Here is a 25,979-nt window from a genome sequence, read left to right on the forward strand (position 1 = left end):
GCGTTCTCGCGCTTTCACGGGCTTTCTCGCGCTTTCACGGGCTCGCGACTCCGTGAGGTGGAAGCTATACCTGAACACCCGAGTGAAGGTTTCGGCGAAAGAGCCCCCGAATGACGGCGGATGACCGCCCTGGAGTTTCCAACGTGCCCTCTCTGCGCCCGGTCGACCTCGCCCGGGAGCACAACCTCTCCCCGCAGACCGTCCGCAACTACGAGCGCGACGGGTTCCTGCCCCCGGCCGCGCGCACCGCGACCGGGTACCGCCGGTACACCGCCCGCCACGCGGCGGCCCTGCGGGCCTATCTCGCCCTGGTGCCGGCCCATGGGTACGCGGCGGCCGGGGCGATCATGCGGGCGGTCACCGAGGGCTGCCTGGACGACGCCCTGGCGGCCGTCGACCGCAGCCACGCGGAACTCCTGCGCGACCGGGGCACCCTGGCGGCGGTCGGCGCATCCCTCGCCCACCTCAGGAAGACCCCGGGAGACACCGGCCGGCGCGCCCCGGGAGACACCGGCCGGCGCACCCCGGGAGACTCCAGCCGCCGCGCGCCGGGAAAGTCCGGCCGACGCACCCCGGGAGAGGCCGGCCCGCACGCCCCGGGGACGACCGCGCAGCCCTTCACCATCGGCGAACTGGCCCGCCGGCTGGACGTCAGCGTGGCGACCGTCCGCGCGTGGGAGCGGGCGGGCGTCCTCTCCCCGGCCCGCCGCCCGGACACCCGCCACCGCACGTACGACGCCGACGACGTGCGCGACGCCGAGCTGGCCCACTTCCTCCGCCGGGGCCGGTACCCGCTGGAGCTGATCGCCACGGTCGTCCGGCAGGTCCGTACGGCCGGCGGCACGGAGGCGCTGGAGGCGTCCCTGGAGGACTGGCACCAGCGCGTCTCGGCCCGGGGCACCGCCATGCTGCGGGCGGCGGGCCTCCTCTCCGCCTACCTCGGCATGACCGACGACGCGTCCGCGCCGCCCTCCTGACCAGCGGGTACGGCGCCGGGGACACGGACGGCGACCGCGTCGTACGGCGTGCTCGGGATCGGGGCCGGGGCGGACACGAAGCGGGCGTTGGGCAGGTACAGGCGGGCGCCGTACGCCGCCACGGTCGTCGGCGTGTCGAAGCGGTCGTCGCGTACGCGCCGCAGGACGCGGCCCTCGGTGCCGGACGCGTTCAGGCGCAGGACGGTGAGGGCGCTGTCGCCGTTCCGGGCCCCGTTCTCCACGGCGTACAGCGTGCTGCCCCGGAGCAGCAGCCCGTCGCCGTTGGGCAGCGACTCCCCGTGGAGGTCGACGCGGCGGCTCCGGCCGTCGGCATCGACGCGGAACAGGTCACCGGTGCTCGACTGGACGACGAGCAGCGCGCGGCCGTCCGGGGTCGGCGCGATGCCGTTGGCGTTGAAGCCGTCGCCGTACGTCAGATCGCCGGTGATCGGGATCCGTACCGGCGCGGCGGGGAGCCGTCCGCCGCGCAACGGCAGTCTGTAGAGCACCGGGTTGGTGGAGTCGGTGAAGACGGCGGCGTCCCCGGTGAGGACGACGTCGTTGACGAACGCCGGTCCGTCGGCGAGCCGGTAGGAGGCGAGCGTCCGTCCGGTACGGGTGTCGAGGACGCGCGCGTCGCCACCCCTGCCGCCCGCCACGAACAGCCGCCCGTACCCGTCGGTCTTCATGCCGAGGGCGGGCGTGCCGGGGCCGCGGCTGAGGAGCGCGCCGCGGCCGGTCCGCAGGTCGGCGCGGTAGACGGAACCGTCGGCCGTGGAGCCGAAGAAGGCGTACGGGCCGGGGCCGATGGCGATGCCCTCCGGCCGGAAACCGTCCGGGAGCGCGATGACCGCCGGAGGGCCGGCGGACGGGGTGGGCACGACCCGTGCCACGGCGGGCGCGGGCGGCTCGGTACGGGCCTCGGCCGGGCCGCTGGGGGTGGCCGCCAGGGTGACCGCGACGGCGAGCGCGCCGCCCGCCCTCGCCGCACGGAGAGCCACACGCATGATCGGATCCCTTTCTCCTCATATCTGCTTCCTGTGTCCCGTCCGAGCCGGGAGACACCGGTCACCACGCCAGACAAACGACGGGAACCGCCCCATGTCCAGCTCCCAGCCAGGTACTTCGGGCACCAGGAGCGGGCCGCGTACTCCCGGGTACGTTGGTGACCATGAGTTTCTTCGGGTTCCTCGGCGGCGGGCGGCCGGGTGTCGGCCGCCGCGCGCGGCGCCGCTCCTCCAGGGGCGGCGCCGCCGTGGCGAGACCGTCCGGCCGTCAGTGACCGGCCATCACGTGCTTGCCGCTGCCGTGTTCGGCACCGCTGTCCGCCGGTGTCCCCTCCTTCCCGCGGTGCAGCAGCAGGAGGAGCGCGGTGACCAGTCCGGTGAGGGCGAAGACGGCGGTGGTGAGGAAGCCTGCCTGGAAGCCGTTGTTGAGGGCTTCGGGGCTGGTGCCGGTGGTGTGGGCGAAGGCGACGGAGGAGGCGAGGGCGATGCCGAGGGCGGCGCCGATCTGGAAGACGGCGTTGTTGATGCCGGAGACGAGGCCGGATTCCTCGGGCTTGGCTCCGGTGAGGGAGGCGATGGAGGCGGCGACGTTGGTGGAGCCGATGCCGGTGCCGAAGACGACGAGGCCGAAGAAGAGGTCGCTCCAGTAGCCGCCGTTGGGGTCGATCTGGGTGAGCAGGAGCAGGCCGCCGGAGAGCAGGGCCATGCCGACGATGGCGATGGGCTTGTAGCCGGTGCGGGCGACGAGGCGGGCGCTGACGTTCGCGCCGATGATGGACATCACCGCGTACACGGCCGTCGACAGGCCGAACTTGACGGCGCTGTAGCCGAGGACCTGCTGTGCGTACAGCGAGGTCATGAGCGCGCCGCCGTAGACCGCCATGGCGACGATCAGCATGAGGATGTTGCCGCCGACGACGGTCGCCGAGCGGAAGATCCGCAGCGGGACCAGCGGCGCGGCGGAACGGTTCTCGATCAGGGTGAAGACGACGAGCAGGACGGCGGAGGCGATCAGCATGCCGATCGTCTGTCCGCTGCCCCAGCCGACCAGCGGGGCCTCGGAGACGGCGTAGACGAGCAGGGCGACGGCGGCCGTGACGGTCACAGCGCCGGCCGGGTCGAAGCGGCGCCGGCCCTCCTGGACGGGGGTCTGCCTCAGCAGGCGCGGGCCGAACAGGAGCACCGCGGCGACGACAGGGACGTTGATGTAGAAGATCCACTCCCAGCCGAGGCCGTCGGTGAGGGGGCCGCCGATGAGCAGGGCGGCGGTGGCGCCGAACGCGCCGATGCCGGTCCAGATGCCCAGGGCCTTGTTGCGCTCGGGGCCCTCGGCGAAGGTGTGCATCAGGACGGCCATCGCGGTCGGCGTCATCACGGCGGCGGCAACGCCCTGGACGACACGGGCGGTGATCAGCACCTCGTCGGTCCAGGCCAGACCGCACAGCACCGACGCGACACCGAACAGCGCCGTGCCGTACAGGAACATCCGGCGCCCGCCGAGCAGATCGGCGGTCCGCCCGCCGAACATCAGCAGACCACCGAAGCTCAGCAGATACGCGCTCATCACCCACTGGACCCCACCCGGCGCGAAACCGAGCTCCGACTCGATCGCCGGCATGGCCAGCATGACGATCTGCGAGTCCACGATGACCATGAAGAAGGCCGCGACGAGCAGGGTCAGGGCGAGCCATCTGCGTGGGTCGGGCATGGCGTCGGCCTCGGGGCCGGTTCTCCGGTTCTTCGCTCCGTGACGTGGTTCGTGAGACATGCGTGCTCCTCTTTCGTTTCCGTGGCGGGCGCGGTGTGCGCGATGGGCGCGGCAGGGACGCCGGGCCCGCCGCCTGTGTCCGACATGCCGGGTCCGCCAGGTGCGCCCGGCATGTGTCAGGGCAGCGCGAGGCGACCGCGCGGCTGTCGCGGTGGTCGTCTCGCGTGGGGTGGGCCAGGGGCCCGAGGGGTGAGGGATGCGGCGCGGTGTGCGCGCCGTACGCGGTGTCCACGCCGTACGTGTCGTGGCCGCTGTCCCCCGTGACCAGTGTGGTCCGGGGACGGACGCCGAACAACGGCGAAGGTCTCACCGCCCGGTAAGGCGGGCTAACAGCAATGCATGCGTGAACGGGGGACGTGGATGAACTGGCAGGAACTGGAGACGTTTCTGATGCTGGCCGAGGAGCTTCACTTTGGCCGCGCGGCGGAGCGGTTGCACGTGTCACGGGCTCGGGTGAGCCAGGTGACCAAGGCGCTGGAACGGCGCGTGGGCGCCCCGCTGTTCGAGCGCACCAGCCGGAACGTGTCGCTGACGCCGCTCGGCCGGCAGTTGCGGGACGACCTCGATCCGCACCACCACGGCGTCCTGAAGGCCGTCGCCAGGGCGGCGGACACGGCGCGGGGCGCCTGCGGCGTCCTCCGCGTGGGGTTCTCCAGCCCGCTGGCGAGCGAGCGGATCATGGCCGCCGTGGAGCCCTTCCGCAGCAGGCACCCGCGGTACGAGGTGCGGATCCGGGAGGTGCACCTCTCCGACCGGTTCGGGGCGCTGCGGCGCGGCGAGCTGGACCTCCAGCTGATCGAACTGCCCGTGGACGAGCCGGATCTGACGATCGGTCCGGTGCTCGTGCGCGACGCGACCGTGCTCGCGGTCCACGCGGCGCACCCGCTGGCGGCGCGGGAGGCGGTCCGCCTGGAGGACCTGGCGGAGGAGACGCTGCTGATCATCGACGGCATGCCGGAGACGTTCCGGGCCCGGCACATGCCCGACCGCACGCCGTCGGGCCGCCCCGTCCACCTCAGGACGACGACGCGGTACTGGCAGGAACTGCTCGCGCTGGTGGCCGCCGGCGAGGGCGTCACCGTCGCCGCCGCCCAGGGCATCCGCTATTACCCGCGTCCCCGGCTGGTGTACGTCCCGTTCGAGGACGTGGAACCCTTCGAGTACGCGATGGTCTGGCGCTCCCAGGACCTGTCGGCCGAGGCCCGCGCGTTCGTCCGCGCCGCCCTGAACCTCGGCCCCGTCCCGACCTCGGCCCCGGGCCCGGCCCCGGGCCCGGGCCCGGGCCCAGCGCCAGCACCCGCCCCAGCCCCAGCCCCAGCCCCAGCCCCAGCCCCAGCCCGGTAGAACGCCCCGCCGCCCGCCCCGTCACGAGGCGGCGAGCGGCGTCCCGGAGACGAGGTGGGTCAGCTTCTCAGGGTTGCGGACGAAGTAGAGCCCGGTGATGCGGCCGTCCTCGACGCGGACGGCCATGACGCCGTCGAGTTCGCCGCCCACGTGCACGGCCAGCGCGGGGCTGCCGTTGATGAGCGCCGGCTCCCAGGTGATGGGCTGCCGGACCCTGGCGGAGCCGCCGGTCCAGAAGCGGACGAGCTTGTCGGCGCCGACGACCGGGTGCAGCGCGGCCTGTTTGACGCCGCCGCCGTCGCTGAGCAGGACCACGTCGGGTGCGAGCACGTCGAGGAGGGCCTGCGGGTTGCCGGTCTCGATGGCGAGCCGGAAGGAGTCGAGGGCGGCCCGGGTCTCGCGCGGGGAGGCGGTCCTGCGGGGGCGGCGGTCGCCGACGTGCTCGCGGGCGCGGTGCGCGATCTGGCGGACGGCGGCCGGGGTCTTGCCGACGGCCGCCGCAATCTCCTCGTACTCCACCTCGAACACCTCGCGGAGCACGAAGACGGCCCGCTCGGTCGGTGCGAGGCTCTCCAGGACGAGCATCATCGCCATCGACATGCTCTCGGCGAGTTCGACGTCCTCGGCCACGTCCGGCGCCGTCAGCAGCGGTTCGGGCAGCCACTGCCCGACGTACGCCTCGCGGCGGCGCCGCAGCGTGCGCAGCCGGTTGAGGGCCTGCCGGGTGGTGACGCGGACGAGGTACGCCCGCTGGTCGTCGACGCGCTCCAGGGGGACCCGGACCCACCGCAGCCAGGTCTCCTGGAGGACGTCCTCGGCGTCGGCGGCCGAGCCGAGCATCTCGTAGGCCACCGTGAACAGCAGGTTCCGGTGGGCGACGAACGCCTCGGTCGCCGGATCGGTGCCGTGCCCGGCCGTCATCCGGCCCCCTCCGGGTCGCCCGTGGGCCGGGGCGCACGGGCGACCGGGATGCCGTCAGCCATGCGCGGCCGCCCCGCGCTCCGCCGCGCGGCCCGTCGCCGTCACGCCCTCTCCCGTCACGCCTTCCGGCGCCGCGGCGAGACGGTGCTTCCGCTTCGGCAGTCCGAACGTCGGGTGCTCGGTCGCCCACAGGGACATCCCGATGATGCCGGCCTTGATCCGCGCGGCCTTGCGCCCGCCGACGTACGTGGGCTTGGCCAGTCCCTCGCCGTCGACCATCTGCAGGATGCCGTCGTGCCTGCCGAGGCTGATGTGGTTGCCGACGTAAGGGAGCTTGACGTGCGGCACCTCGCGGCCGGCGAGCCGGGCGACGATCGCCTCGGTTGGCCTGCCGGCCGGTGAAACCGGCCGAGGCGCAGGACATCGGCAGCGGCAGCCCGTTGTCGCCGAGGGTGAAGACGCTGTCGCCGACGGCGTACACGTCGGGATGCGACACGGACCGCATGGTCCGGTCGACGACGATCCGCCCGTCCTCCGTGACCTCCAGCCCGGACGCGGCGGCGACGGACCCGACGGCGAACCCGGCCGTCCACACGACGGCGTCGGCCGCCAGGACCGTGCCGTCGGCGCACCGCACCTGGTCCGCCTCGACGGCCGTGACGGTGACGTGTTCCAGGACGGCGACGCCGAGCCGGTCGCAGGCGCGGCGCAGGTGCGCGCGGGCTCCGGCGGAGAGCGCGGCGCCGAGTTCGCCGCGGGCGATCAGCGTCACGGCGAGCCCGGGCCGGGTCTCGGCGATCTCGGTGGCGGTCTCGATGCCGGTGAGCCCGTCGCCGACGACCAGCACCCGTCCCCCGCGCAGCCCGTCCAGGCGCTCGCGCAGCCGCCGCGCGGACGGCCGGGCGCTCACGTCGAAGGCGTACGCGGCGACGCCGGGCACGCCGTGGTCGGCGCCGTGGCTGCCGAGGGCGTGCACCAGCGTGTCGTACCCGACCTCGGCGGGCCCGCTCGCGCCGTCGAGGACCACGGTCCGCCGCCCGGTCTCGATGCCGGTGACCCGGGCGATCCGCAGGTCGATGCCCGTCCCCGCGAAGACGTCGGCGAGCGCCGGCGCGGCGATGTCCCGCCCCGCGGCCAACTGGTGGAGCCGCAGCCGCTGCACGAAGTCCGGCTCGGCGTTGACGACGGTGATGTCGACGTCCCGCGGCGCCAGCCGCCGGGCCAGCGTCCCTGCCACGTACGCCCCGGCGCACCCGGCCCCGAGGACGACGATGCGATGCCTGTCCATGTCACGCTCCTGTGATCGGCCCCTGCCCCGGACCCGGGGGCGGCCGACCCAAGCCGCACCGCCCCCGGTCCGAGGCTGTACGACCTCCAGACACCACGGCCCCGACCACCGTGACATGATGTGACGCAGGTCACTCCCCCGACAGCTCCCCGGACACACCACCGGCCGGACCACGACGAGGCGGCCCGGCCGGAACGGCGGATCGGAACGGTCGATCGGAACGGGACTACTTCACCGGCTCCAGAATCGCCACGCACTCCACATGGTGCGTCATCGGGAACAGGTCGAACGCCCGCAGCGTGCGGACGCGGTAGCCGCCCTCCGCGAAGTAGGCGAGGTCGCGGGCGAGGGCGGCCGGGTCGCAGGCGACGTAGGCGATGCGGCGGGCACCGAGGCCGGCGAGGTGGCGGACGGTCTGCTTGCCGGCGCCGGCGCGCGGGGGGTCCAGGACGATGAGGTCGACCTCGGTGATGCCGGTGCGCGGGAGGACCGACTCGACCTTGCCCTGTTCGATGCGGACGCGCGGGAAGCCGGCCAGGTTGTGGCGGGCGTCCTCGACGGCGCGCTTGCCGGACTCGATGCCGAGGACGGCACCCTGGTCGCCGACGCGGTCCGCGAGGGCGCCGGCGAAGAGGCCGACGCCGCAGTAGAGGTCGAGGGCGGTGTCGCCCTTGCGCGGGAGGAGGCCCTGCATGACGGCCTTCATGAGGGTGTCGGCGGCCTTCGGATGGACCTGCCAGAAGCCGCCGCTGCCGACGCGGTGGGTGCGGTCGTCGGCGCGCTCGCGGACGAAGGCGCGGCCGTGGACGCGGTGGACGCCGCCGTCCTTCTCGTCGACGCGCATCACGGAGACCGGCTTGTCGAGCTCGACGAGCGGGAGGCGGGCGCCGGGGCGGGGGGCCAGGATGACCTGGCGGTCGTTCGAGCCGGAGGCGGCGATCGCCTCGACGGCGGCCATGCCCTCCCAGGTGCGGGCCTCGATGCCGAGCTCCGAGACGCCCTGCGCGGCGATCATGCAGTGGTCGATGACCTGGACCTCGTGCGAGCGGTGCTTGCGCAGGCCCGCGTGTCCCTCGGCGTCGACGGCGTACTGGACGCGGGTGCGCCACTGCGGGACCTCGCCGGCCGGGAGCTTGTCGCCCTCGGCGGGGACGACCGTGCCGTCCCAGCCGGCCTCCTCGGGGGTGAGGCCGGCGAGCCGCTTCAGCTGCTCGGCGACGACCTCGCCCTTGAGGCGGCGCTGGGCGCCCGGCTTGGCGTGCTGCCAGTCGCAGCCGCCGCACTTGCCGGGGCCGGCGAAGGGGCACGGGGCCTCGATGCGGTCCTTGGAGGCGTCGAGGATCTCGACGGCGTCGGCGCGCAGGAAGCGGCTGGTCTCGTCGCCCTCGGTCACCCGGGCCCGGACGCGCTCGCCGGGCAGGGCGTGGCGGACGAAGAGGACGCGGCCCGCCTCCGTACGCGCGATGCAGTGGCCGCCGTGGGCGACCGGGCCGACCTCGACCTCGTACTCCTCCCCGATCAAGGACGTCACAGGGGTGTTCTGCATGATCGGGGACTCCGTAGCCGAGAGAAGAGAAGAAGAAGGCGGGCCGCTGCGCGGACAGCAGCCCACCAGTCTAGTTGCTCTTCGAGGCGGGTTCCTTCCTGGTCTTCTCGACCGGTCCACGGCGGACCGAGCCGGGCGCGTTCCAGTCCTGGCGCTTGCGGGCCCGCTTCTTCGCGGCCTCGGACGACCGGAGCTGGTACGGGACCGAGGTCACCATGACGCCCGGGGTGAAGAGCAGCCGGCCCTTGAGGCGGAGCGCGGACTGGTTGTGGAGCAGGTGCTCGTACCAGTGGCCCACAACGTACTCCGGGATGTAGACGGAGACGGCGTCGCGCGGGCTCTCCTTGCGGAGGTTCTTCACGTACTCGATGACCGGCCGGGTGATCTCGCGGTACGGCGAGTCGAGGATCTTCAGCGGCACGTTGATGCCGCGCCGCTCCCACTCCTCGCGGAGCGCCTTGGTCTCCGCCGGGTCGACGTTCACGGTCAGCGCCTCCAGCTCGTGGGCGTGGAGCAGCTTCGCGTAGGCGAGGGCGCGGAGGGTGGGCTTGTGGAGCTTGGAGACGAGGACGATCGAGCGGACCCGGGAAGGGCGCACGTATTCGTCGGGGCGTTCCTCGGCGGCGGCGATCTCCTGGGAGACGGAGTCGTAGTGGCGGCGGATCGCGGTCATCGTCACGTAGAAGATCACCATGCCGAGGAGGGCGACCCAGGCGCCGTGGGTGAACTTGGTGGCGAGGACGACGACGAGGACGAGGCCGGTGAAGAAGGCGCCGAAGGCGTTGATCGCGCGGGAGCGGATCATGTGGCGGCGCTTGGCCGGGTCCTTCTCGCTCTGGAGGTGCCGGTTCCAGTGCCGGACCATGCCGATCTGGCTGAGCGTGAAGGAGACGAAGACGCCGACGATGTACAGCTGGATGAGGCGGGTGGAGTCCGCGCCGTAGATCCAGACGAGGAGGGCGGCGGCGCCGGCGAGGAGCACGATGCCGTTGGAGAAGGCGAGGCGGTCGCCGCGGGTGTGGAGCTGGCGCGGCAGGTAGCGGTCCTGGGCGAGGATCGAGCCGAGGAGCGGGAAGCCGTTGTACGCCGTGTTGGCGGCCAGGAAAAGGACGAGCGCGGTGGCGGCGGCGAGCAGCACGAAGAAGAACGTTCCGTCGCCGAAGACGGCGGCGGCGACCTGGGAGATCACCGGGTCCTGGACGTAGTCCTCGCCGACCGGGACGCCGTTGTGGAGCAGGTCCTGGGCGGGCTTCTCGGCCATCCGGACGTCGGTGGCGCCGGCCAGGAAGATGATGCCGCAGAACATGGTGACGGCAAGGCCGCCCATGAGCGCGAGGGTGGTGGCGGCGTTCTTCGACTTCGGCTTGCGGAAGGCGGGGACGCCGTTGGAGATGGCCTCGACGCCGGTGAGGGCGGCACAGCCGGAGGAGAAGGCGCGCAGCAGCAGGAAGATCAGCGCGAAGCCGGCGAGGCCGGGGTGCTCGGGCTTGATCTCGAAGTCGGCGGTGGGCGCCTTCATGGTGTCGCCGAGGACGATCCCGCGCCAGGCGCCCCAGGCGATCATGCAGAAGACGCCGAAGACGAAGACGTAGGTGGGGATGGCGAAGAGGCTGCCGGACTCCTTCACGCCGCGGAGGTTCATCACGGTGAGGAGGACGATCACGCCGATGGCGCAGGCGACCTTGTGCTCGACGACGAAGGGGATCGCGGAGCCGAGGTTCTCGATGCCGGAGGAGATCGAGACGGCGACGGTCAGGACGTAGTCGACGAGCAGGGCGCTCGCGACGGTCAGTCCGGCCTTCGGGCCGAGGTTGGTGGTGGCGACCTCGTAGTCGCCGCCGCCGCTCGGGTAGGCGTGCACGTTCTGCCGGTACGAGGCGACGACCGTGAACATCAGGACGACGACGGCCAGCGCGATCCACGGGCTGAAGTGGTAGGCCGACAGGCCCGCCACGGAGAGGACGAGAAGGACCTCGCCCGGTGCGTACGCCACCGACGAGAGGGGGTCGGAGGCGAAGACGGGGAGGGCGATCCGCTTGGAGAGCAGGGTCTCCCCGAGCTTGTCGCTGCGCAGGGCCCGCCCGATCAGGATCCGTTTGGGCACGTCGGTCAGTTTGGACACAACAGAGGATCGTAAGCGTTCGAAAAGAGCCAACCTCGCCGCGACCCCGGCCTCGCGGAAATCCATACGGAATCTTTCCGCGGGCCCCTCGGATGCGGTCCCGTTCCGCGTTGCGGCTTAAGCTCGGACCGGGCAACCCGGCAGGGCGTTGCCCGCCACGGCCCGGGCCGATCGGGCGAGGAAAGTTGTGAGCAGGGTGTTTTCGCAGGTCAGCAGGGCGATCAGGAGTGCGGGGTAGCGGGGACGTGCACATCGTCATCATGGGCTGCGGGCGAGTGGGAGCCGCTCTCGCGCAGACCCTGGAGCAGCAGGGCCACACGGTCGCCGTGGTCGACCAGGACCCGACGGCTTTCCGCCGCCTGGGCTCGGGTTTCGGCGGGCGGCGCGTCACCGGCGTCGGCTTCGACCAGGACACGCTGCGCGAGGCGGGGATCGAGGAGGCCGGTGCCTTCGCCGCGGTGAGCAGCGGCGACAACTCCAACATCATCGCGGCCCGGGTGGCCCGCGAGATGTTCGGCATCGAGAACGTGGCGGCGCGGATCTACGACCCGCGGCGCGCCGAGGTGTACCAGCGCCTGGGCATCCCGACGGTGGCGACGGTCCGCTGGACCGCCGACCAGATGCTGCGCCGGCTGCTGCCGTCGGGCGCGGAGCCGCTGTGGAGCGACCCGAGCGGTGGCGTGCAGCTCGCGGAGGTGCACACCTCCCCGGCGTGGATCGGGCACAAGATCAGCCGGCTGCAGGACGAGACCGGCGTGCGCGTCGCCTTCCTGACCCGGCTGGGTGAGGCGATCATCCCCACGTCGCAGACGGTCCTCCAGGAGGGGGACCTGGTGCACGTGATGATGCGGGTGGACGAGATCACGAAGGTCGAGGCGGCCTTCGCCGAGGGGCCCGAGGAGGGCGGTCACTGATGCGGGTCGCGATTGCGGGCGCGGGTGCGGTGGGCCGTTCCATCGCGGGCGAGCTGCTGGAGAACGGTCACGAGGTCCTGCTCGTCGACAAGGCGCCGACCGCCATCTCGGTGGAGCGGGTGCCGCAGGCGGAGTGGCTGCTGGCCGACGCCTGTGAGATCACCTCGCTGGACGAGGCGGCGCTGCAGCGCTGCAACGTGGTCATCGCGGCGACCGGCGACGACAAGGTGAACCTGGTCGTCTCGCTGCTCGCGAAGACCGAGTACGGCGTGCCGCGGGTGGTCGCCCGGGTGAACAACCCGAAGAACGAGTGGCTGTTCAACGAGGCGTGGGGCGTGGACGTGGCCGTCTCGACGCCGCGGCTGATGTCGGCCCTGGTGGAGGAGGCGGTGAGCGTCGGCGACCTGGTCCGGCTGCTCCGCTTCAGCCACGGCGACGCGAACCTGGTGGAGCTGACGCTGCCGCCGGAGTCGGCGGTGGCCGGTACGCAGGTGGGCGAGGTCGCCTGGCCGCAGGACACGTCGCTGGTGACGATCATCCGCGGTTCGCGGGTCCTGACGCCGAGCCCCGAGGAGACCCTGGAGGCCGGCGACGAGCTGCTGTTCGTGGCGGCGCAGGCCCGCGAGGAGCAGCTGGAGGAGCTCCTCCAGGTGCGCCGGGAGCCGGCGGAGTAGCGGCACGGACCGTACGTACGCGGAAGGGCCCGGGACCGTCACAGGTCCCGGGCCCTTCGGCGTACGGCGGACGTCCGGGTGGCCGCGGGGCCCGTGAGGCGTCGGCGGCCGACCGCGGACGGCGCTGCCGGATCAGGCCTCGGTACGGCCCCGGGCCGCGGCCTCGCGTTCCTTCTCGGCCCGCTCCTCCGCCTCCATCTCGGCGAAGACGTCGATCGGCGGCGGCGCCTTGGCGAGGAAGATCCAGGTGAGGTAGACGGCCAGCAGGAAGGGCGGGATCTTCAGCGCGACGAGGACCCAGCCGAGCTGGGTGGTGTCGGCCCACCAGTAGAGCGGGAAGAGGATCGCGCACTTGGCGAGCAGGATGAGGCCCCAGGCCCAGCTGGCCTTGGCGTACGCCTTCTTCCGTCCCGGGTTGCGGGTCCGCCAGGAGAGGTTCTCCTTGAAGACCGGGCCGAGGATGAGGCCGATCAGGGGGACGCCGGCGAGCGTGGTGATGATGTACGCGAGGCCGAGGCCCAGCGTGTAGAGCATGCCGGGGAGGTAGAAGTCCTTCGCGTTGCCGGTCATCATCGCGAAGACGACGCCGAAGCCGACGCCGAAGACGCCGCTGAAGGCGTGCTTGACGGTGTCGCGGCGGACCAGCCGGACGACGACGAGCAGCAGGGAGACGGCGAGCGCGGCGACGGCCGAGCTCTTCAGGTCCTTGTTGACCGTGTAGATCGTGACGAAGAGCAGTCCGGGCAGGACCGTCTCGACCATGCCCCGGACGCCGCCGAACGCCTCGAAGAGCGCGGCCTCGGTCACCGCCTTGTCGGTCCGGGCGTCCTGGTCCGGGGTCGGCGGTGCGGTGGTCGGCTTGTCGACGGACGTCACCGGCTACTCCTGTCCGAGCGGTCGGAGCTCGTATTTGGGGTTGAAGAGGACCCGCCGGCCGTGGCTCATGGCGATCCGGCCGGAGGCGATCAGCTTGCGGCCGGGCTCGATGCCCACGATGGAGCGGCGGCCCAGCCAGACGACGTCGAGCGGCGCGGTGCCGTCGAAGAGCTCGGCCTCCAGGGCGGGGACACCGGCCCGGGGGCGCAGTGTGACCGTGCGCAAGGTACCAGTGACCTTGACGATCTGGCGGTCGGAACAGTCCGAGATCCGCGTGCAGCCCGAGGCCGCCGTGTCCTCCTGGAGCTCCTCCGACTCCAGGTCCTCCGGGGAGGAGGAGAGCCGGTCGAGCATCCGGCGGAACCGGCCTGCCGGCTTGTCGGTACGGGGTGCAGCACTCATACCTGAAAGCGTACCGGCCGGGGCTCCGGCGGGAAGATGCCCGTATCACCGTTCGAAGCGGTACCCCATGCCCGGTTCGGTGACGAAGTGGCGGGGGTGCGAGGGGTCGGCCTCCAGTTTGCGGCGCAGCTGGGCCATGTAGACCCGGAGGTAGTTGGTCTCGGTGCCGTACGAGGGCCCCCAGACCTCCTGGAGGAGCTGCTTCTGGCTGACGAGCCGGCCGCTGTTGCGGACCAGGACCTCCAGGAGGTGCCACTCGGTGGGGGTGAGCCGGACGTCGCGCCCGTCGCGGTGGACCTTCTTGGCGGCGAGGTCGACGGTGAAGCCCTCGGTCTCGACCACGACGACGCCGTCCTCGGCGCCGCCGACGGGTTCGGCGCGGCGGACGGCGGCGCGCAGCCGGGCGAGGAGTTCGTCCATGCCGAACGGCTTGGTGACGTAGTCGTCGGCGCCGGCGTCGAGCGCCTCGACCTTCTCGTCGGAGGTGTGCCGGGCGGAGAGGACGATGATCGGGACCCGGGTCCAGCCGCGGAGCCCCTTGATGACGTCGACGCCGTCGAGGTCGGGCAGGCCGAGGTCGAGGACGACGACGTCGGGGTGGCGTTCGGCGGCGAGCCGGAGGGCGGTGGCGCCGTCGGGCGCGGAGTCGACCTCGTACTTCCGTGCCTTGAGGTTGATCACCAGGGCGCGGACGATCTGCGGCTCGTCGTCGACCACGAGGACCCGGGTCATGTCGGAGGGCCTTCCTTCTGCTGTGCGGGTGTACGGGGGTGGGTACAGGAGCGGGTTCGGGTACGCGGGCGGGGCCGGGCGCGGCCCGGGATCAGGTCACCGCCCCGGCGGGCAGCTCAGCCGGGGGTCCCGGCGGGGCGCCGCCGGCGGCGCGGAGGGTGAGGACCATGGTGAGGCCGCCGCCGGGGGTGTCCTCGGCGCTGAGGGTGCCGCCCATGGCCTCCACGAAGCCGCGGGCGACGGCGAGGCCGAGGCCGACGCCGGAGCCGCGCGGGGCGTCGCCGAAGCGCTGGAAGGGCTCGAAGATGCCGTCCTTGGAGGCGTCGGGGACGCCGGGGCCGCGGTCGACCACGCGCAGTTCGACGCGGTCGCCGAGGACGCTGGCCCCGACGGCGACGGGCACGCCGTCCGGGCTGTACTTGACGGCGTTCTCGACGATGTTGGCGACGGCCCGTTCCAGGAGGCCCTTGTCGACCTCGACCATGGGCAGGGATTCGGGGATGTCGGCCTCGGCGCTGCCGTCGGGGACGCCGCCGAGGGCCATGGGGACGACCTCGTCGAGGTCGACGGCGCGGATCAGCGGGGTGACCGTGCCGGTCTGGAGGCGGGACATGTCGAGGAGGTTGCCGACGAGGTGGTCGAGGCGGTCGGCGCCGGCCTCGATGCCTTCGAGGAGTTCGGCGCGGTCCTCGTCGGACCACTCGACGTCGTCGGAGCGCAGGGACGACACCGACGCCTTGATGCCGGCGAGCGGGGTCCGCAGGTCGTGGCTGACGGCGGCGAGCAGCGAGGTCCGGATCTTGTTGCCCTCGGCGAGCTTGCGGGCCTCCTCCGCCTCGCCGACCAGCCGCTGCCGGTCGAGGACGACGGCCGCCTGGGCGGCGAAGGCGCCGAGCACCCGGCGGTCCTCGGCGGGCAGCACCCGGCCGGTGAGGGCGAGCGCGAGGTGGTCGCCGACCGGCATGTCGACGTCGGCGTCCTCGGGGCGGGCGGCGGGGTGGGGGCCGACGGCCGCGGCCCGGTTCCACGGCTCGGCGCCGTCGGCCCGTTCGAGGAGGGCGACGGACTCCATGGAGAAGGTCTCGCGGACCCGTTCCAGGAGGGCGTCGAGGCTGGTCTCGCCGCGCAGCACGCTGCCGGCGAGGTAGGACAGCACCTCGGACTCGGCGCGCAGCCGGGCCGCCTGGTGGGTGCGCCGGGCGGCCAGGTCGACGACGGAGGCGACGGCCATGGCGACGCCGAAGAAGACCGCGATGGCGACGATGTTCAGCGGGTCGGCGATCGTGATCCGGTGGATCGGCGGGGTGAAGAACCAGTTGAGCAGCAGCGAGCCGACGGCCGCCGAGGCGAGCGCCGGCAGGAAGCCGCCGAGCAGCGCCGCGCCGACGGTGAGCGCCAGGAAGAGCAGCATGTCGTTGGCGAGGCCGAGGTCGGCGTCGGTGTGGGTGAGCAGCAGGGCGAGCGCGAAGGGGGCGGCGACGCCGACGAGCCAGCCGCCGAGGATCCGGGAGCGGCCGAGGCGGGCGCCGCGGGCGACCGGGAGGCCGCGGCCCTTGGCGACCTCTCCGTGGGTGACGATGTGGACGTCGAGGTCGGGGCCGGAGTCGCGGGCGACGGTCTGGCCGACGCCGGGGCCGAGGACGTACTGCCAGGCGCGGCGGCGGCTGGAGCCGAGGACGATCTGGGTGGCGTTGACCCCGCGGGCGAACTCCAGGAGGGCGGTCGGTATGTCGTCGCCGATGACGTGGTGGAAGGTGCCGCCGAGGTCCTCGACGAGGGTGCGCTGGACGGCCAGCTCCTTGGGCGAGGCGGCGGTGAGGCCGTCGCTGCGGGCGATGTAGACGGCGAGGACCTCGCCGCCGGCGCCCTTCTCGGCGAGCCGGGTGGCGCGGCGTATCAGGGTGCGTCCCTCGGGGCCGCCGGTGAGGCCGACGACGATCCGCTCGCGGGCCTGCCAGGTGGAGCGGATGTTGTGCTCGCCGCGGTAGCGGCGCAGGTACTCGTCGACCCGGTCGGCGGTCCACAGCAGGGCCAGCTCGCGGAGGGCGGTGAGGTTGCCGGGGCGGAAGTAGTTGGAGAGGGCGGCGTCGACCTTGTCGGGGGTGTAGACGTTGCCGTGGGCCATGCGGCGGCGCAGGGCCTCGGGCGACATGTCGACCAGTTCGATCTGGTCGGCGCGGCGGACGATCTCGTCGGGGACGGTCTCCTGCTGCCGGACGCCGGTGATGGCCTCGACGACGTCGCCGAGGGATTCGAGGTGCTGGATGTTGACGGTGGAGACGACGTCGATGCCGGCGGCGAGAAGTTCGGCGACGTCCTGCCAGCGCTTGGGGTTCCGGGAGCCGGGGACGTTGGTGTGGGCGAGTTCGTCGACGAGGGCGACGGCGGGGCGGCGGGCGAGGACGGCGTCGACGTCCATCTCGGTGAAGGACGTGCCCCGGTACTCGACGGTGCGGCGCGGGACCGTCTCCAGGCCGTGCAGCAGCACCTCGGTGCGCGGCCGGCCGTGGTGCTCCACGAACCCGACGACGCAGTCGGTGCCGCGCTCCACCCGGCGGTGGGCCTCGGCGAGCATCGCGTACGTCTTGCCGACGCCCGGTGCCGCGCCGAGATAGATCCGAAGCGTGCCACGTCCCATGGACCGACCATACGTCCGGCTGATCGGACATTCCGCACCCGGAGGAACACCCCGTGGTGGTATTGACGTGATCCTGACGCCCGCCCGGGTCCCGCGGTCCGCCGCCGGGCGGGCCGGTCAGGCCTCGGCTATCTCGCCGTCGCGGAGTTCGAGGACGCGGTCCGCGAGGCCGAGGAGCTGGTGGTCGTGGGTGGCGACGAGGGCCGTGCAGCCCTCGCTGCGGACGACGGCCCGGAGCAGTTCCATGACGGCGAGGCCGGTCTCGGCGTCGAGCTGGCCGGTCGGCTCGTCGGCGATGAGGAGGGCCGGCCGGTTGGCGAGGGCGCGGGCGATGGCGACCCGCTGCTGCTGGCCGCCGGACAGCTCGCCGGGGCGCTGGTTGGCGTGGTCGGCGAGGCCGACGAGGGCCAGGAGCAGGGCGACCCGCTCCTCCCGCTCGGCGGGGTCCGCGGCGCGCAGCCGCAGCGGGACGCCGACGTTCTCGGCGGCGGAGAGGATGGGCAGCAGGCCGAAGGACTGGAAGATGAAGCCGATCCGGTCCCGGCGCAGCGCCAGCAGGCCCTCCTCGCCGAGGGTGGAGAGGTCGGTGCCGTCGATGACGATCCGGCCGCCGTCGGCGCTGTCGAGGCCGCCGACGAGGTTGAGGAGCGTGGTCTTGCCGGAGCCGGAGCGCCCCTTGAGGGCGACGAGCTCACCGCGGGAGACGTCGAAGGAGACACCCTTGAGGGCGTGGACGGCGGCCTCGCCCTCGCCGAAGGTGCGGCGCAGCCCCTCCACCCGGATCATCGGCCCCCCGGCCGGGTCCTCCGCCACGGCCGTCGCGGACCGCGTGCTGTTCTCGCTCACCTTGCGCTCCCCCTCCTCGAACACCTGCGCAGACCAGTATGGTCGGCCGCCGCGCCCGGGACCAGGGTCCGGAACCCTGAACGGACCCCGGTCTTCGGACGCCGCTCCCCGGCCACCGGACGCCCCGACCCGTAGGGGAGCCCCGTGGGGGCGGTAGGGGTCGGCCGCCCCTGCGGGGCTCCGCCGGTCCCTGAACCGCCGGTGGGCCGCCGTCCGTACGGTGTGCGTACGGGCGGCGGCCCACCGGACCGGGGCTCGCGGGGTGCGTCAGCGGATCTCGGAGATCTCCGGGCCGCGCTGGAGCTGGCCCATGCCGCCGGAGAAGCGGGACCCGGCCTGCTCCTCCTGCTGCACGCCGTCCGGCACCATCTGGGCGTCGTTGGGCAGCTTGAGGACGAGCGGGTCGCGCGGGGCCATCGGGCCCTCGCCGCGGTTGACCACGGTGTCCCGGACGATCTGCTCCAGCAGGCCGGCGGCCTCGGGCTGGACCGCGCCCTGGCCGGAGATGACGCCGCGCAGGAACCAGCGCGGGCCGTCGACGCCGACGAAGCGCACGATCTGCACGCCGCGGTTGCCGTCGGGCAGCTGGACGGGGACCTGCGCGCGCAGCTCCCAGCCGAGCGGGCCCTCGACCTCGTCGATGGCGCCGCCCTGCTGGACGATGCCGGTGGCGATCTCCTCGCGGACCTCGCCCCAGATGCCTTCCTTCTTGGGCGCCGCGAACGCCTGGAGCTGCACGGCGCTGTCGCGCAGCACGATGGTCGCGGCGACGATCGCGTCGCCCGCCACCTCCACGCGGAGCTCCATGCCCTCGACCCCGGGCACGAAGAGGCCGCCGAGGTCGACGCGGCCCTCCTCGGGCTTGGCGACCTCGGAGATGTCCCAGGGGCCGTCGGGCCGGGGCGCCGGCGGAAGGTTCACCTTGCGCGGCTGGTCGGCCGCGTCCGCGGCGTCCTCGCCGGCCACGGCGTCGACGACCTGCTCGGCCTCGCCCGCCTTGTCGGCGGCACCGCTCTTCTTGCGACGTCCGAACACGTCACTGTCCTTCCCGGTCGGATACGACCGAAGCGTATCGATTCCCACCCGTGGTGCCGTCCACGGCGGCATGGCCGCCGGTGGACCCGAAGCCCCCCTCGGCCCGCGCCGAGCCGGGAAGCTCCGCCACCTCGTGGAAGCGCACCTTCTCGACCTGCTGGACGACCAGTTGGGCAATCCGGTCGAACCGTTCGAACCGCACGCTCTCGCGCGGGTCGAGATTGACCACGATCACCTTGATCTCTCCACGGTACCCGGCATCCACCGTCCCCGGGGCATTCACGAGCGCGACTCCGCAGCGCGCGGCCAGTCCGGAGCGGGGGTGAACGAAGGCGGCGTAGCCGTCCGGGAGGGCGATCGACACGCCGGTGGGCAGCACGGCGCGCTCGCCGGGGGCCAGCACGGCGGCCTCGGTGGTGACGAGGTCGGCGCCGGCGTCGCCGGGGTGGCCGTAGGCGGGGATCGGCACGTCCGGGTCGACCCGGCGGATCAGAACGTCGACGGGAGGACGCATCAGGGGTTCACCTCGAAGGCGCGGGCGCGCCGGACCTGGTCGGGGTCGGACATGGCGGCCTGGATCTCCTCCGGCCGCCCGTTGTCGATGAAGTGGTCGACCTTGACCTCGACGAACATGGCGTCGGCCCGGACGGCGACGGGGCCGTCGGGGCCGCCGATGCGGCCGGTGGCGGTCGAGTAGATCTTGCGCCCGTGGACGGCGGTGACCTCGGCCTGGAGGTGGAGCACGGTGCCGACGGGCACGGGCCGGCGGAAGTCGGTCTCCAGGCGGCCGGTCACGGCGATGACGCGGAGCAGCCAGTTCAGGGAGCCGAGGGTCTCGTCGAGGGCGGTGGCGAGCACGCCGCCGTGGGCGAGCCCGGGGGCGCCCTGGTGGTCGGGGGTGACGGTGAACTCGGCCGTGACGGTCACGCCCTCGCCCGCGCGGGCGTCCAGGTGGAGGCCGTGGGGCTGCCCGTCGCCGCACCCGAAGCAGTGGCCGTAGTGCGAGCCGAGCGGCTCGCCGGGGGCGGGTGCGTCCGGATGGCGGGTCGGCGCCACGGCGTCGGCCGGCGGGGTGAGGGCGGCAGATGTTCCAGTCACAGGCGCAGACCTTACCCGCGCGGCCGGCCGCGGGGCGCGCCGTGCCAAGCTTGGACGCATGCAGCCTTCCGCATCGAGCCCCGGCCCGACCCCCTCGCCGGGGGCCCCTTCGCCCGTGTCCCCCGCGGCCTCCGCGGCGCCCCGTTTCGACGAGCGGCTGACCGTGCCCGGTTCGTGGTGGGTGATCGTCGTCCTGCTGGCGCTCTCCGGCGGTCTGATCATGTTCCCGCTGGGGACGGTGCCGCTGCTGGGCGGTCTGATCGTGGCGGGCGTGGCGGCCGGTGTGGCGGCGTCCTCGTACGGCTCGGCCCGGATCCGCGTGGTGGCCGGTTCGCTGGTGGCGGGCGAGGCCCGGGTGCCGGTGTCGGCGCTGGGGGCGGTCGAGGTGCTGGACGAGGAGGAGGCGCGCGCCTGGCGCACGCACAAGGCGGATCCGCGCGCCTTCCTGCTGATGCGCAGCTACGTGCCGCGGGCGGTGCGGATCGTGGTGACGGATCCGGCGGATCCGACGCCGTACCTGTACGTGTCGACGCGGGACCCGGAGGGCCTGGCGGCGGCGGTCGAGGCGGTACGGGCGGAGGGCTGAGCCCTACGCCGTACGGGAGTCCGTCCGGACCCGTCCTGGGTTGGTCCCGGGGCCGCTCCGGGCGGCCCTGGGCGGTCTAGAAGCCGAGTTCCTTGGGGTTCTCCGGCTGTTCCAGCGGGGGCAGCGCGTCGAGCCTGTCCCAGGGGACCTGGCGGGCCCTGAGGTCCTTGCGGATGTGGCCGGCGAGCTTCCTGGTGTCGCGCCGGTTCATGACCGCGCCGACGGCCGCGCCCACCATGAACGGGGTGAGGTTCGGCAGGTTGCGGACCATGCGCTTCATGATCTGCTGGCGCAGTTCGCGCTTGAGCTGGCCGCCGAGGGCCGCGTTGATCGTCGTGGGCTTCGTGGGGTCGATGCCCCGTTCCTCGGCCCAGGAGGTCAGGTAGGCGGCGGAGCGCTGGGGCAGCGTGCCGGGCGGGCGCAGTCCGTAGACCTCGTGGAGTTCGGCGATGAGCTTGAGCTCGATCGCGGCGACGCCGGTGATCTCCGCTGCCAGCTCGGCCGGCATGGCCGGCGGTACGGGGAGCATGGCGGCGGCGCCGACGCCCGCGCCGACGGTCGAGCTGGCGTTGGCCGCGCCGAAGACCAGCTTGTCGGCGATCTCCTCGGGGCCGAGCCCGGGGAACTGCTTGCGCAGGGTCGCGAGGTCGCGTACGGGGACGCGGGGGGCCAGGTCGATGACCCGGTCGGCCAGATAGGCGATGCCGGCCCTGGCGCCGTCGCCGCTCCGCTTCACGCCCTGTTTGACGCCCGCCACGCTGCGGCGGACGGCGTCGATGCGCGCGGCGTCGATCCGGACGCGGTCGAGCTGTGCGCGCGCCGGGTTGGCCAGCCGCTTGACGACGTCCAGCCTGCCGTGACGGCTCGCGTCACGCTCGTCGGGCGCCTCGGGGTCCGAGGGGCCTTCGGGGTCCCGCTCCGCGGGGAGCGGTGCCTCGCCCGGGCCGGGGGCGCCGGCAGCTGCGAGCGAGGCCGTGGGGCCTCGCTCGTCGTCCGCCACGCCGAAGGAGGGCAGGGGGGCGGCCTGCTCGGCGTCGGGAGCCTCCTGGGCGCCTTCTGTCGGGCCTGTGCCGCCCTTGTACGTCCAGGGCTTCAGGGGAAGCCTCGGACGCCGCTTCCGGGACGGTGTGTCGCCTGCCACGACCGCGCCTGTCTCAGTCGCAGTCGCGGCAGATCGGCTGGCCGTTCTTCTCGCGCGCCAGCTGGCTGCGGTGGTGCACGAGGAAGCAGCTCATGCAGGTGAACTCGTCGGCCTGCTTGGGCAGGACCCGGACGGCCAGCTCCTCGTTCGAGAGGTCGGCGCCGGGGAGCTCCAGGCCCTCGGCGGCCTCGAACTCGTCGACGTCGACGGTCGAGGTCGACTTGTCGTTCCGGCGGGCCTTGAGCTCCTCAAGGCTGTCCGAGTCGACGTCGTCGTCGGTCTTGCGTGGGGTGTCGTAATCCGTTGCCATGTCGCTCTCCCCCTCTGGGTCGTTGCGGGTGTCTCAGCGCACGTAACGCGTGAGAGGTCGGACTTGTGCCCGACCTGAGGCGCAGATTTTGCCTCACATCAAGGTCTGTTACTCAATCGACACCCGTCCCGCACGCTCAACGAGTGATCGGTACGAGTGGCGATGCGGACCGTACACGGTCCCGGGGGCCGCCGCGCGCGCCGCCACCCCGTGTACTTTCCGCCCGTCGATGCCCGGGAAACCCGGACTTTTCCGGGTTTTCCCCCGGAATTCACGGTCACGGAGCGCGACCCGACGGCCACGAACGCTTGTGATCGATCACACATGCGCATCTCGCGACCGGGGTCACGGAATTCCGCTCAAAGCGAACAGTTCGGGCCGGGTCCGGGCAGTCTGTCAGATCGGCAGGGTGACACGCATCACCAGGCCGCCGCCCTCGCGGGGCTCCGCGCTGATGCGCCCGCCGTGCGCCCGGGCCACCGAGCGCGCGATCGACAGACCAAGCCCGACACCCTTGTCGCTGCCGGTCCGCTCCTGCCTCAGCCGCCGGAACGGCTCGAACAGGTTGTCGATCTCGTACGCGGGGACCACCGGGCCCGTGTTCGACACCACGAGCACCGCCTGGCCGTGCTGGGCCTCCGTGGTCACCTCGACCCAGCCGCCCTCCGGGACGTTGTACCGGACGGCGTTCTGGAGCAGGTTCAGGGCGATCCGCTCCAGCAGCACGCCGTTGCCCTGCACCACGACCGGGGGCCGCTCGCCGCGCATCTCGACGCCCCTGGCCTCGGCCTCCGCGTGGACCTGGTCGACCGCCCGCTCGGCGACCTCGGCGAGGTCGACGGGCTTGCGCTCCACGATCTGGTTGTCGCTGCGGGCGAGCAGCAGCAGGCCCTCGACCAGCTGCTCGCTGCGCTCGTTGGTGGCCAGCAGGGTCTTGCCGAGCTGCTGGAGCTCGACCGGCGCCCCGGGGTCGGAGAGGTGGACCTCCAGGAGGGTGCGGTTGATCGCCAGCGGGGTCCGCAGCTCGTGCGAGGCGTTGGCGACGAAGCGCTGCTGGGCGGTGAAGGCCCGCTCCAGGCGGTCCAGCATCTCGTCGAAGGTGTCCGCCAGCTCCTTCAGCTCGTCGTCCGGGCCGTCCAGCTCGATCCGGCGGGCCAGGTCGGAACCGGCCACCTGGCGGGCGGTGCGGGTGATCCGGCCGAGCGGCGAGAGCACCCGGCCCGCCATGGCGTAGCCGAAGGCGAAGGCGATGATGCTCAGCCCGAGCAGGGCGAAGAGCGAGCGGCGCAGCAGGTCCTGGAGCGCCAGGTCGGTCTGGTGGCGCAGGCAGATCGAGACGGCCGCGTTGAACTGCTCGCCGGTGCCCTTGTCGGGCAGCACGCACTCCGCCGTGGTGGGCAGGACCTGCCCCTCGACGATCTTGAACGGCAGCCGGGCGACGCTGTCGGTGAGGCTCTGCGCGGTGAAGAGGTAGATGATCGACAGCAGCAGGATGCCGGCGATCAGGAACATGCCGCCGTACAGCAGCGTGAGCCGTATCCGGATGGTGGGCCGGAGCAGCGGTCTGACCGGGTCCCGGGGGTCCCAGGTGGGCTTCGGCGGCGCCTGCGGGTGCGGCACCGGGGTGGTGGCCATCGGTTCAGATCCGGTAGCCGGAGCCGGGGACGGTGACGATGACGGGCGGCTCGCCCAGCTTGCGCCGCAGCGTCATCACGGTGACCCGGACCACGTTGGTGAACGGGTCGGTGTTCTCGTCCCACGCCTTCTCCAGGAGCTGCTCCGCCGAGACGACGGCGCCCTCGGAGCGCATCAGCACCTCCAGGACGGCGAACTCCTTGGGCGCGAGCTGGACCTCGCGGCCGTCCCGGAAGACCTCGCGGCGGTTGGGGTCGAGCTTGATGCCGGCCCGCTCCAGGACCGGCGGCAGCGGCACGGAGGTGCGGCGCCCGAGGGCGCGCACGCGCGCGGTGAGCTCGGTGAAGGCGAAGGGCTTGGGGAGGTAGTCGTCGGCGCCCAGCTCCAGTCCCTCGACCCGGTCGCTGACGTCGCCGGAGGCGGTGAGCATCAGGATCCGGGTGGGCATGCCCAGTTCGACGATCTTGCGGCAGACGTCGTCGCCGTGGACCAGGGGCAGGTCGCGGTCGAGGACGACGACGTCGTAGTCGTTGACCCCCACGCGCTCCAGGGCGGCGGCGCCGTCGTACACGACGTCGACGGCCATGGCCTCCCGGCGCAGTCCGGTGGCCACCGCATCGGCGAGCAGCTGCTCGTCCTCGACGACGAGTACGCGCACGTCGTTCTTCCTTCCCTCCGGCACCCGGTCCGGGCGGGCCGGGGGCGCTGCTGAACACTGACTGTGCGTGTCCATCCTGCCCCGTACGCGCGTAAACCGGCTGTAAGTCGGCGGGGCCCGGCCGCCCGCGCGGGTGCGGCCGGTGGGGCCCGAGGGGCAGGTGGGGAAGCGGCACCGAGAATTCACCTGACTCGGGGGGAAGTTGAGGTTTCCGGCTCCTGAGGGGTGGGGAGGAGGTGTGCACACCCCGCGATCACGCCCTGCTTGTGGCACGCCCACGGCTCTCTTCCGTCCCCCGGGAGAGCGTGTGATCCACCCACCCCCGGCACACCCCCGTGCCGCCGGAACCATGAGGAGGGGCGCATGGACGCTTTCACCGCAGGGCTGCTGCACCGCATCAGGACCACGCAGTCGGACCTCACGCGGGCCCGCGAGACCGGCGACGACTACCTCGCGGACGTCGAGCAGGCCGAGCTGGAGGACCTGCACCGGCTGGCCGCCGAGCACGGCGTGGAAATCGCGTCGGCCTGCGCGCAGAGCGCCTGAGCGACGCCGCTCCCCGGAGCGGCGCGGCGGTGCCCCGGAACCGTTCGGTTCCGGGGCACCGCCGTGTCCGGGTCCGCCCGGTCGTGCCGGGCGCTCAGTCGTGCCAGGCGCCGAGCCGGTCGAGCAGCTCCTGGAGCGGTCCGAAAAGGCCCTCGGGGGCCGCCACGGCCAGTTCTCCGGACTCGGGCTCCCCCGGGCGCCCGCCGGTGCGCGCGCCCGCCTCGCGGGCGATCAGGGCTCCTGCGGCGTGGTCCCAGGGGTTGAGCCCGCGCTCGTAGTACGCGTCGAGCCGGCCGGCCGCGACGTCGCACAGGTCGATGGCGGCGGAGCCGCCCCGCCGGATGTCCCGGACCAGCGGAAGGACCTCGCGGACGACCTCGGCCTGGTGGGCGCGGCGGGACTGCACGTAACCGAAGCCGGTGCCGAGCAGGGCCTGGTCGAAGGGGGGCGCGGTGCGGACGGCGAGCCGTCGCTCGCCCAGGTACGCGCCGCCGCCGAGGACGGCGCGGAAGGTCTCGCCGCGCAGCGGGGCCTCGACGACGCCGACGACGGTCTCGCCCTCGTACTCGGCGGCGATGGAGACCGCCCAGGACGGGAGGCCGTAGAGGTAGTTCACGGTGCCGTCGAGGGGGTCGATGACCCAGCGGACACCGCTGGTGCCGGTGGTGGCCGCGCCCTCCTCGCCGAGCAGGCCGTCGTGGGGGCGGTGCTCGGCGAGGAAGCCGGTGATCAGCTTCTCGGCGGCGATGTCCATCTCGGTGACGACGTCGATGGCGCTGGTCTTGGTGGCGGCGACGGCCAGGTCCTCGGGGCGGCCGTCGCGCAGCAGGGCGCCGGCCCGCCGCGCGGCCTCCAGGGCCAGGTCGAGGAGTTCGGCGAGCAGGGGGGCGGGGGCGGGGGTCACGGCGTGGCTCC

At 73.1% G+C, this 25,979-nt stretch carries 24 protein-coding genes and 1 pseudogene; 6 read left to right on the plus strand and 19 right to left on the minus strand.

Features of this window, described 5'->3' with window-relative positions:
- The first annotated feature begins 143 nt into the window (after nt 1-143).
- Entirely contained in the window at nt 144-977 is an 834-nt protein-coding gene (locus ACFVQZ_RS11395; protein WP_383621226.1) for a TioE family transcriptional regulator, read from the plus strand.
- Here the strand turns inward: ACFVQZ_RS11395 and ACFVQZ_RS11400 are convergent.
- Both ACFVQZ_RS11400 and ACFVQZ_RS11405 read right to left on the minus strand, forming a co-directional pair.
- Nucleotides 935-1,984, minus strand: coding sequence for a superoxide dismutase (locus ACFVQZ_RS11400; RefSeq protein WP_383621228.1), 1,050 nt, complete (start codon nt 1,982-1,984; stop codon nt 935-937). The genes ACFVQZ_RS11395 and ACFVQZ_RS11400 overlap by 43 nt on opposite strands.
- A gap of 268 nt (nt 1,985-2,252) precedes the next feature.
- Nucleotides 2,253-3,752: an MFS transporter gene (locus tag ACFVQZ_RS11405; RefSeq protein ID WP_383621230.1), complete on the minus strand. Its 1,500-nt coding sequence runs from the start codon at nt 3,750-3,752 to the stop codon at nt 2,253-2,255.
- A 360-nt stretch (nt 3,753-4,112) separates the two neighbouring features.
- Here ACFVQZ_RS11405 and ACFVQZ_RS11410 point away from each other — a divergent pair, with 360 nt between their 5' ends.
- A complete protein-coding gene (locus ACFVQZ_RS11410) occupies nt 4,113-5,096 on the plus strand; it encodes a LysR family transcriptional regulator (protein ID WP_383621232.1) in 984 nt (327 codons plus the stop codon).
- A gap of 21 nt (nt 5,097-5,117) precedes the next feature.
- On the opposite strand, the gene ACFVQZ_RS11415 is transcribed toward ACFVQZ_RS11410, so the two are convergent.
- The 4 genes and pseudogenes from ACFVQZ_RS11415 to ACFVQZ_RS11430 form a co-directional block, all read right to left on the minus strand.
- Nucleotides 5,118-6,017: an RNA polymerase sigma-70 factor gene (locus ACFVQZ_RS11415; RefSeq protein WP_383621234.1), complete on the minus strand. Its 900-nt coding sequence runs from the start codon at nt 6,015-6,017 to the stop codon at nt 5,118-5,120.
- 54 nt (nt 6,018-6,071) lie between these two features.
- Nucleotides 6,072-7,305 (minus strand): annotated as a pseudogene (locus ACFVQZ_RS11420) (NAD(P)/FAD-dependent oxidoreductase).
- Nucleotides 7,306-7,531: 226 nt separating this feature from the next.
- Entirely contained in the window at nt 7,532-8,851 is a 1,320-nt protein-coding gene (locus tag ACFVQZ_RS11425; protein ID WP_383621236.1) for a class I SAM-dependent RNA methyltransferase, read from the minus strand.
- Between the two features lie 70 nt (nt 8,852-8,921).
- On the minus strand, nt 8,922-10,973 hold the full coding sequence (locus tag ACFVQZ_RS11430) for an APC family permease (RefSeq protein ID WP_030496283.1): 2,052 nt from the start codon (nt 10,971-10,973) through the stop codon (nt 8,922-8,924).
- Nucleotides 10,974-11,218: 245 nt separating this feature from the next.
- Here ACFVQZ_RS11430 and ACFVQZ_RS11435 point away from each other — a divergent pair, with 245 nt between their 5' ends.
- Nucleotides 11,219-11,887: a TrkA family potassium uptake protein gene (locus tag ACFVQZ_RS11435; protein ID WP_030496284.1), complete on the plus strand. Its 669-nt coding sequence runs from the start codon at nt 11,219-11,221 to the stop codon at nt 11,885-11,887.
- Entirely contained in the window at nt 11,887-12,561 is a 675-nt protein-coding gene (locus ACFVQZ_RS11440) for a TrkA family potassium uptake protein (RefSeq protein WP_030496285.1), read from the plus strand. The genes ACFVQZ_RS11435 and ACFVQZ_RS11440 overlap by 1 nt, the downstream gene beginning before the upstream one ends.
- A 132-nt stretch (nt 12,562-12,693) precedes the next feature.
- Here ACFVQZ_RS11440 and ACFVQZ_RS11445 read toward each other — a convergent pair whose 3' ends face one another.
- The 8 genes from ACFVQZ_RS11445 to ACFVQZ_RS11480 all read right to left on the minus strand — a co-directional run bounded on the left by ACFVQZ_RS11445 (nt 12,694) and on the right by ACFVQZ_RS11480 (nt 20,188).
- Nucleotides 12,694-13,437 (minus strand): DUF3159 domain-containing protein, encoded by a 744-nt coding sequence (locus ACFVQZ_RS11445; RefSeq protein ID WP_383621238.1) that lies wholly within the window; start codon nt 13,435-13,437, stop codon nt 12,694-12,696.
- A 3-nt stretch (nt 13,438-13,440) separates the two neighbouring features.
- A complete protein-coding gene (locus tag ACFVQZ_RS11450; protein WP_081959322.1) occupies nt 13,441-13,839 on the minus strand; it encodes an OB-fold nucleic acid binding domain-containing protein in 399 nt (132 codons plus the stop codon).
- Between the two features lie 45 nt (nt 13,840-13,884).
- A complete protein-coding gene (locus tag ACFVQZ_RS11455) occupies nt 13,885-14,571 on the minus strand; it encodes a response regulator (RefSeq protein ID WP_030496288.1) in 687 nt (228 codons plus the stop codon).
- Between the two features lie 91 nt (nt 14,572-14,662).
- Entirely contained in the window at nt 14,663-17,209 is a 2,547-nt protein-coding gene (locus ACFVQZ_RS11460) for a sensor histidine kinase KdpD (RefSeq protein ID WP_030496289.1), read from the minus strand.
- Between the two features lie 117 nt (nt 17,210-17,326).
- The gene (locus ACFVQZ_RS11465; protein ID WP_383621365.1) at nt 17,327-17,995 is read right to left on the minus strand and encodes an ABC transporter ATP-binding protein; all 669 of its coding nucleotides are present in this window, start codon (nt 17,993-17,995) and stop codon (nt 17,327-17,329) included.
- Between the two features lie 327 nt (nt 17,996-18,322).
- Nucleotides 18,323-19,090 carry a DUF3710 domain-containing protein gene (locus ACFVQZ_RS11470; RefSeq protein WP_383621241.1) on the minus strand — a complete coding sequence of 256 codons (768 nt, stop codon included), beginning with the start codon at nt 19,088-19,090 and terminating at the stop codon, nt 18,323-18,325.
- A gap of 1 nt (nt 19,091) precedes the next feature.
- Complete coding sequence (gene dut, locus ACFVQZ_RS11475; protein ID WP_043230240.1) at nt 19,092-19,604, minus strand: dUTP diphosphatase; 513 nt, start codon at nt 19,602-19,604, stop codon at nt 19,092-19,094.
- Nucleotides 19,604-20,188, minus strand: a complete 585-nt coding sequence (locus tag ACFVQZ_RS11480) for a PaaI family thioesterase (protein WP_383621243.1) — start codon at nt 20,186-20,188, stop codon at nt 19,604-19,606. The genes dut and ACFVQZ_RS11480 overlap by 1 nt, the downstream gene beginning before the upstream one ends.
- Before the next feature lie 58 nt (nt 20,189-20,246).
- On the opposite strand from ACFVQZ_RS11480, the gene ACFVQZ_RS11485 reads away from it, so the two are divergent.
- Nucleotides 20,247-20,774, plus strand: coding sequence for a DUF3093 domain-containing protein (locus tag ACFVQZ_RS11485; protein WP_383621244.1), 528 nt, complete (start codon nt 20,247-20,249; stop codon nt 20,772-20,774).
- A 76-nt stretch (nt 20,775-20,850) separates the two neighbouring features.
- Here the strand turns inward: ACFVQZ_RS11485 and ACFVQZ_RS11490 are convergent, their stop codons facing one another.
- The 4 genes from ACFVQZ_RS11490 to ACFVQZ_RS11505 all read right to left on the minus strand — a co-directional run bounded on the left by ACFVQZ_RS11490 (nt 20,851) and on the right by ACFVQZ_RS11505 (nt 24,518).
- Nucleotides 20,851-21,915 carry a hypothetical protein gene (locus tag ACFVQZ_RS11490; protein ID WP_030496295.1) on the minus strand — a complete coding sequence of 355 codons (1,065 nt, stop codon included), beginning with the start codon at nt 21,913-21,915 and terminating at the stop codon, nt 20,851-20,853.
- Nucleotides 21,916-21,928: 13 nt separating this feature from the next.
- Nucleotides 21,929-22,225, minus strand: a complete 297-nt coding sequence (locus ACFVQZ_RS11495; RefSeq protein WP_003955561.1) for a DUF4193 domain-containing protein — start codon at nt 22,223-22,225, stop codon at nt 21,929-21,931.
- 396 nt (nt 22,226-22,621) lie between these two features.
- Entirely contained in the window at nt 22,622-23,860 is a 1,239-nt protein-coding gene (locus ACFVQZ_RS11500; protein WP_383621246.1) for a sensor histidine kinase, read from the minus strand.
- A gap of 4 nt (nt 23,861-23,864) precedes the next feature.
- Nucleotides 23,865-24,518, minus strand: coding sequence for a response regulator transcription factor (locus tag ACFVQZ_RS11505; protein WP_030496297.1), 654 nt, complete (start codon nt 24,516-24,518; stop codon nt 23,865-23,867).
- 363 nt (nt 24,519-24,881) lie between these two features.
- Here ACFVQZ_RS11505 and ACFVQZ_RS11510 point away from each other — a divergent pair, with 363 nt between their 5' ends.
- Complete coding sequence (locus tag ACFVQZ_RS11510; RefSeq protein WP_030496298.1) at nt 24,882-25,064, plus strand: hypothetical protein; 183 nt, start codon at nt 24,882-24,884, stop codon at nt 25,062-25,064.
- A 94-nt stretch (nt 25,065-25,158) separates the two neighbouring features.
- Here the strand turns inward: ACFVQZ_RS11510 and ACFVQZ_RS11515 are convergent, their stop codons facing one another.
- Complete coding sequence (locus tag ACFVQZ_RS11515; RefSeq protein WP_383621249.1) at nt 25,159-25,968, minus strand: inositol monophosphatase family protein; 810 nt, start codon at nt 25,966-25,968, stop codon at nt 25,159-25,161.
- Nucleotides 25,969-25,979 lie beyond the last annotated feature (11 nt).

This window comes from Streptomyces sp. NPDC057854 (assembly GCF_042797055.1).
Taxonomy (GTDB): domain Bacteria; phylum Actinomycetota; class Actinomycetes; order Streptomycetales; family Streptomycetaceae; genus Streptomyces.

What these genes read in the sequence shown, in the direction of transcription:
- ACFVQZ_RS11455 (WP_030496288.1), bottom strand. Translation starts at nt 14,571, where the DNA reads ATGACCCGGGTCCTCGTGGTCGACGACGAGCCGCAGATCGTCCGCGCC.
- ACFVQZ_RS11495 (WP_003955561.1), bottom strand. Translation starts at nt 22,225, where the DNA reads ATGGCAACGGATTACGACACCCCACGCAAGACCGACGACGACGTCGAC.
- ACFVQZ_RS11450 (WP_081959322.1), bottom strand. Translation starts at nt 13,839, where the DNA reads ATGAGTGCTGCACCCCGTACCGACAAGCCGGCAGGCCGGTTCCGCCGG.
- dut (WP_043230240.1), bottom strand. Translation starts at nt 19,604, where the DNA reads ATGCGTCCTCCCGTCGACGTTCTGATCCGCCGGGTCGACCCGGACGTG.
- ACFVQZ_RS11415 (WP_383621234.1), bottom strand. Translation starts at nt 6,017, where the DNA reads ATGACGGCCGGGCACGGCACCGATCCGGCGACCGAGGCGTTCGTCGCC.
- ACFVQZ_RS11465 (WP_383621365.1), bottom strand. Translation starts at nt 17,995, where the DNA reads ATGATCCGGGTGGAGGGGCTGCGCCGCACCTTCGGCGAGGGCGAGGCC.
- ACFVQZ_RS11425 (WP_383621236.1), bottom strand. Translation starts at nt 8,851, where the DNA reads ATGCAGAACACCCCTGTGACGTCCTTGATCGGGGAGGAGTACGAGGTC.
- ACFVQZ_RS11410 (WP_383621232.1), top strand. Translation starts at nt 4,113, where the DNA reads ATGAACTGGCAGGAACTGGAGACGTTTCTGATGCTGGCCGAGGAGCTT.
- ACFVQZ_RS11485 (WP_383621244.1), top strand. Translation starts at nt 20,247, where the DNA reads ATGCAGCCTTCCGCATCGAGCCCCGGCCCGACCCCCTCGCCGGGGGCC.
- ACFVQZ_RS11440 (WP_030496285.1), top strand. Translation starts at nt 11,887, where the DNA reads ATGCGGGTCGCGATTGCGGGCGCGGGTGCGGTGGGCCGTTCCATCGCG.
- ACFVQZ_RS11500 (WP_383621246.1), bottom strand. Translation starts at nt 23,860, where the DNA reads ATGGCCACCACCCCGGTGCCGCACCCGCAGGCGCCGCCGAAGCCCACC.
- ACFVQZ_RS11510 (WP_030496298.1), top strand. Translation starts at nt 24,882, where the DNA reads ATGGACGCTTTCACCGCAGGGCTGCTGCACCGCATCAGGACCACGCAG.
- ACFVQZ_RS11405 (WP_383621230.1), bottom strand. Translation starts at nt 3,752, where the DNA reads ATGTCTCACGAACCACGTCACGGAGCGAAGAACCGGAGAACCGGCCCC.
- ACFVQZ_RS11400 (WP_383621228.1), bottom strand. Translation starts at nt 1,984, where the DNA reads ATGCGTGTGGCTCTCCGTGCGGCGAGGGCGGGCGGCGCGCTCGCCGTC.
- ACFVQZ_RS11460 (WP_030496289.1), bottom strand. Translation starts at nt 17,209, where the DNA reads ATGGGACGTGGCACGCTTCGGATCTATCTCGGCGCGGCACCGGGCGTC.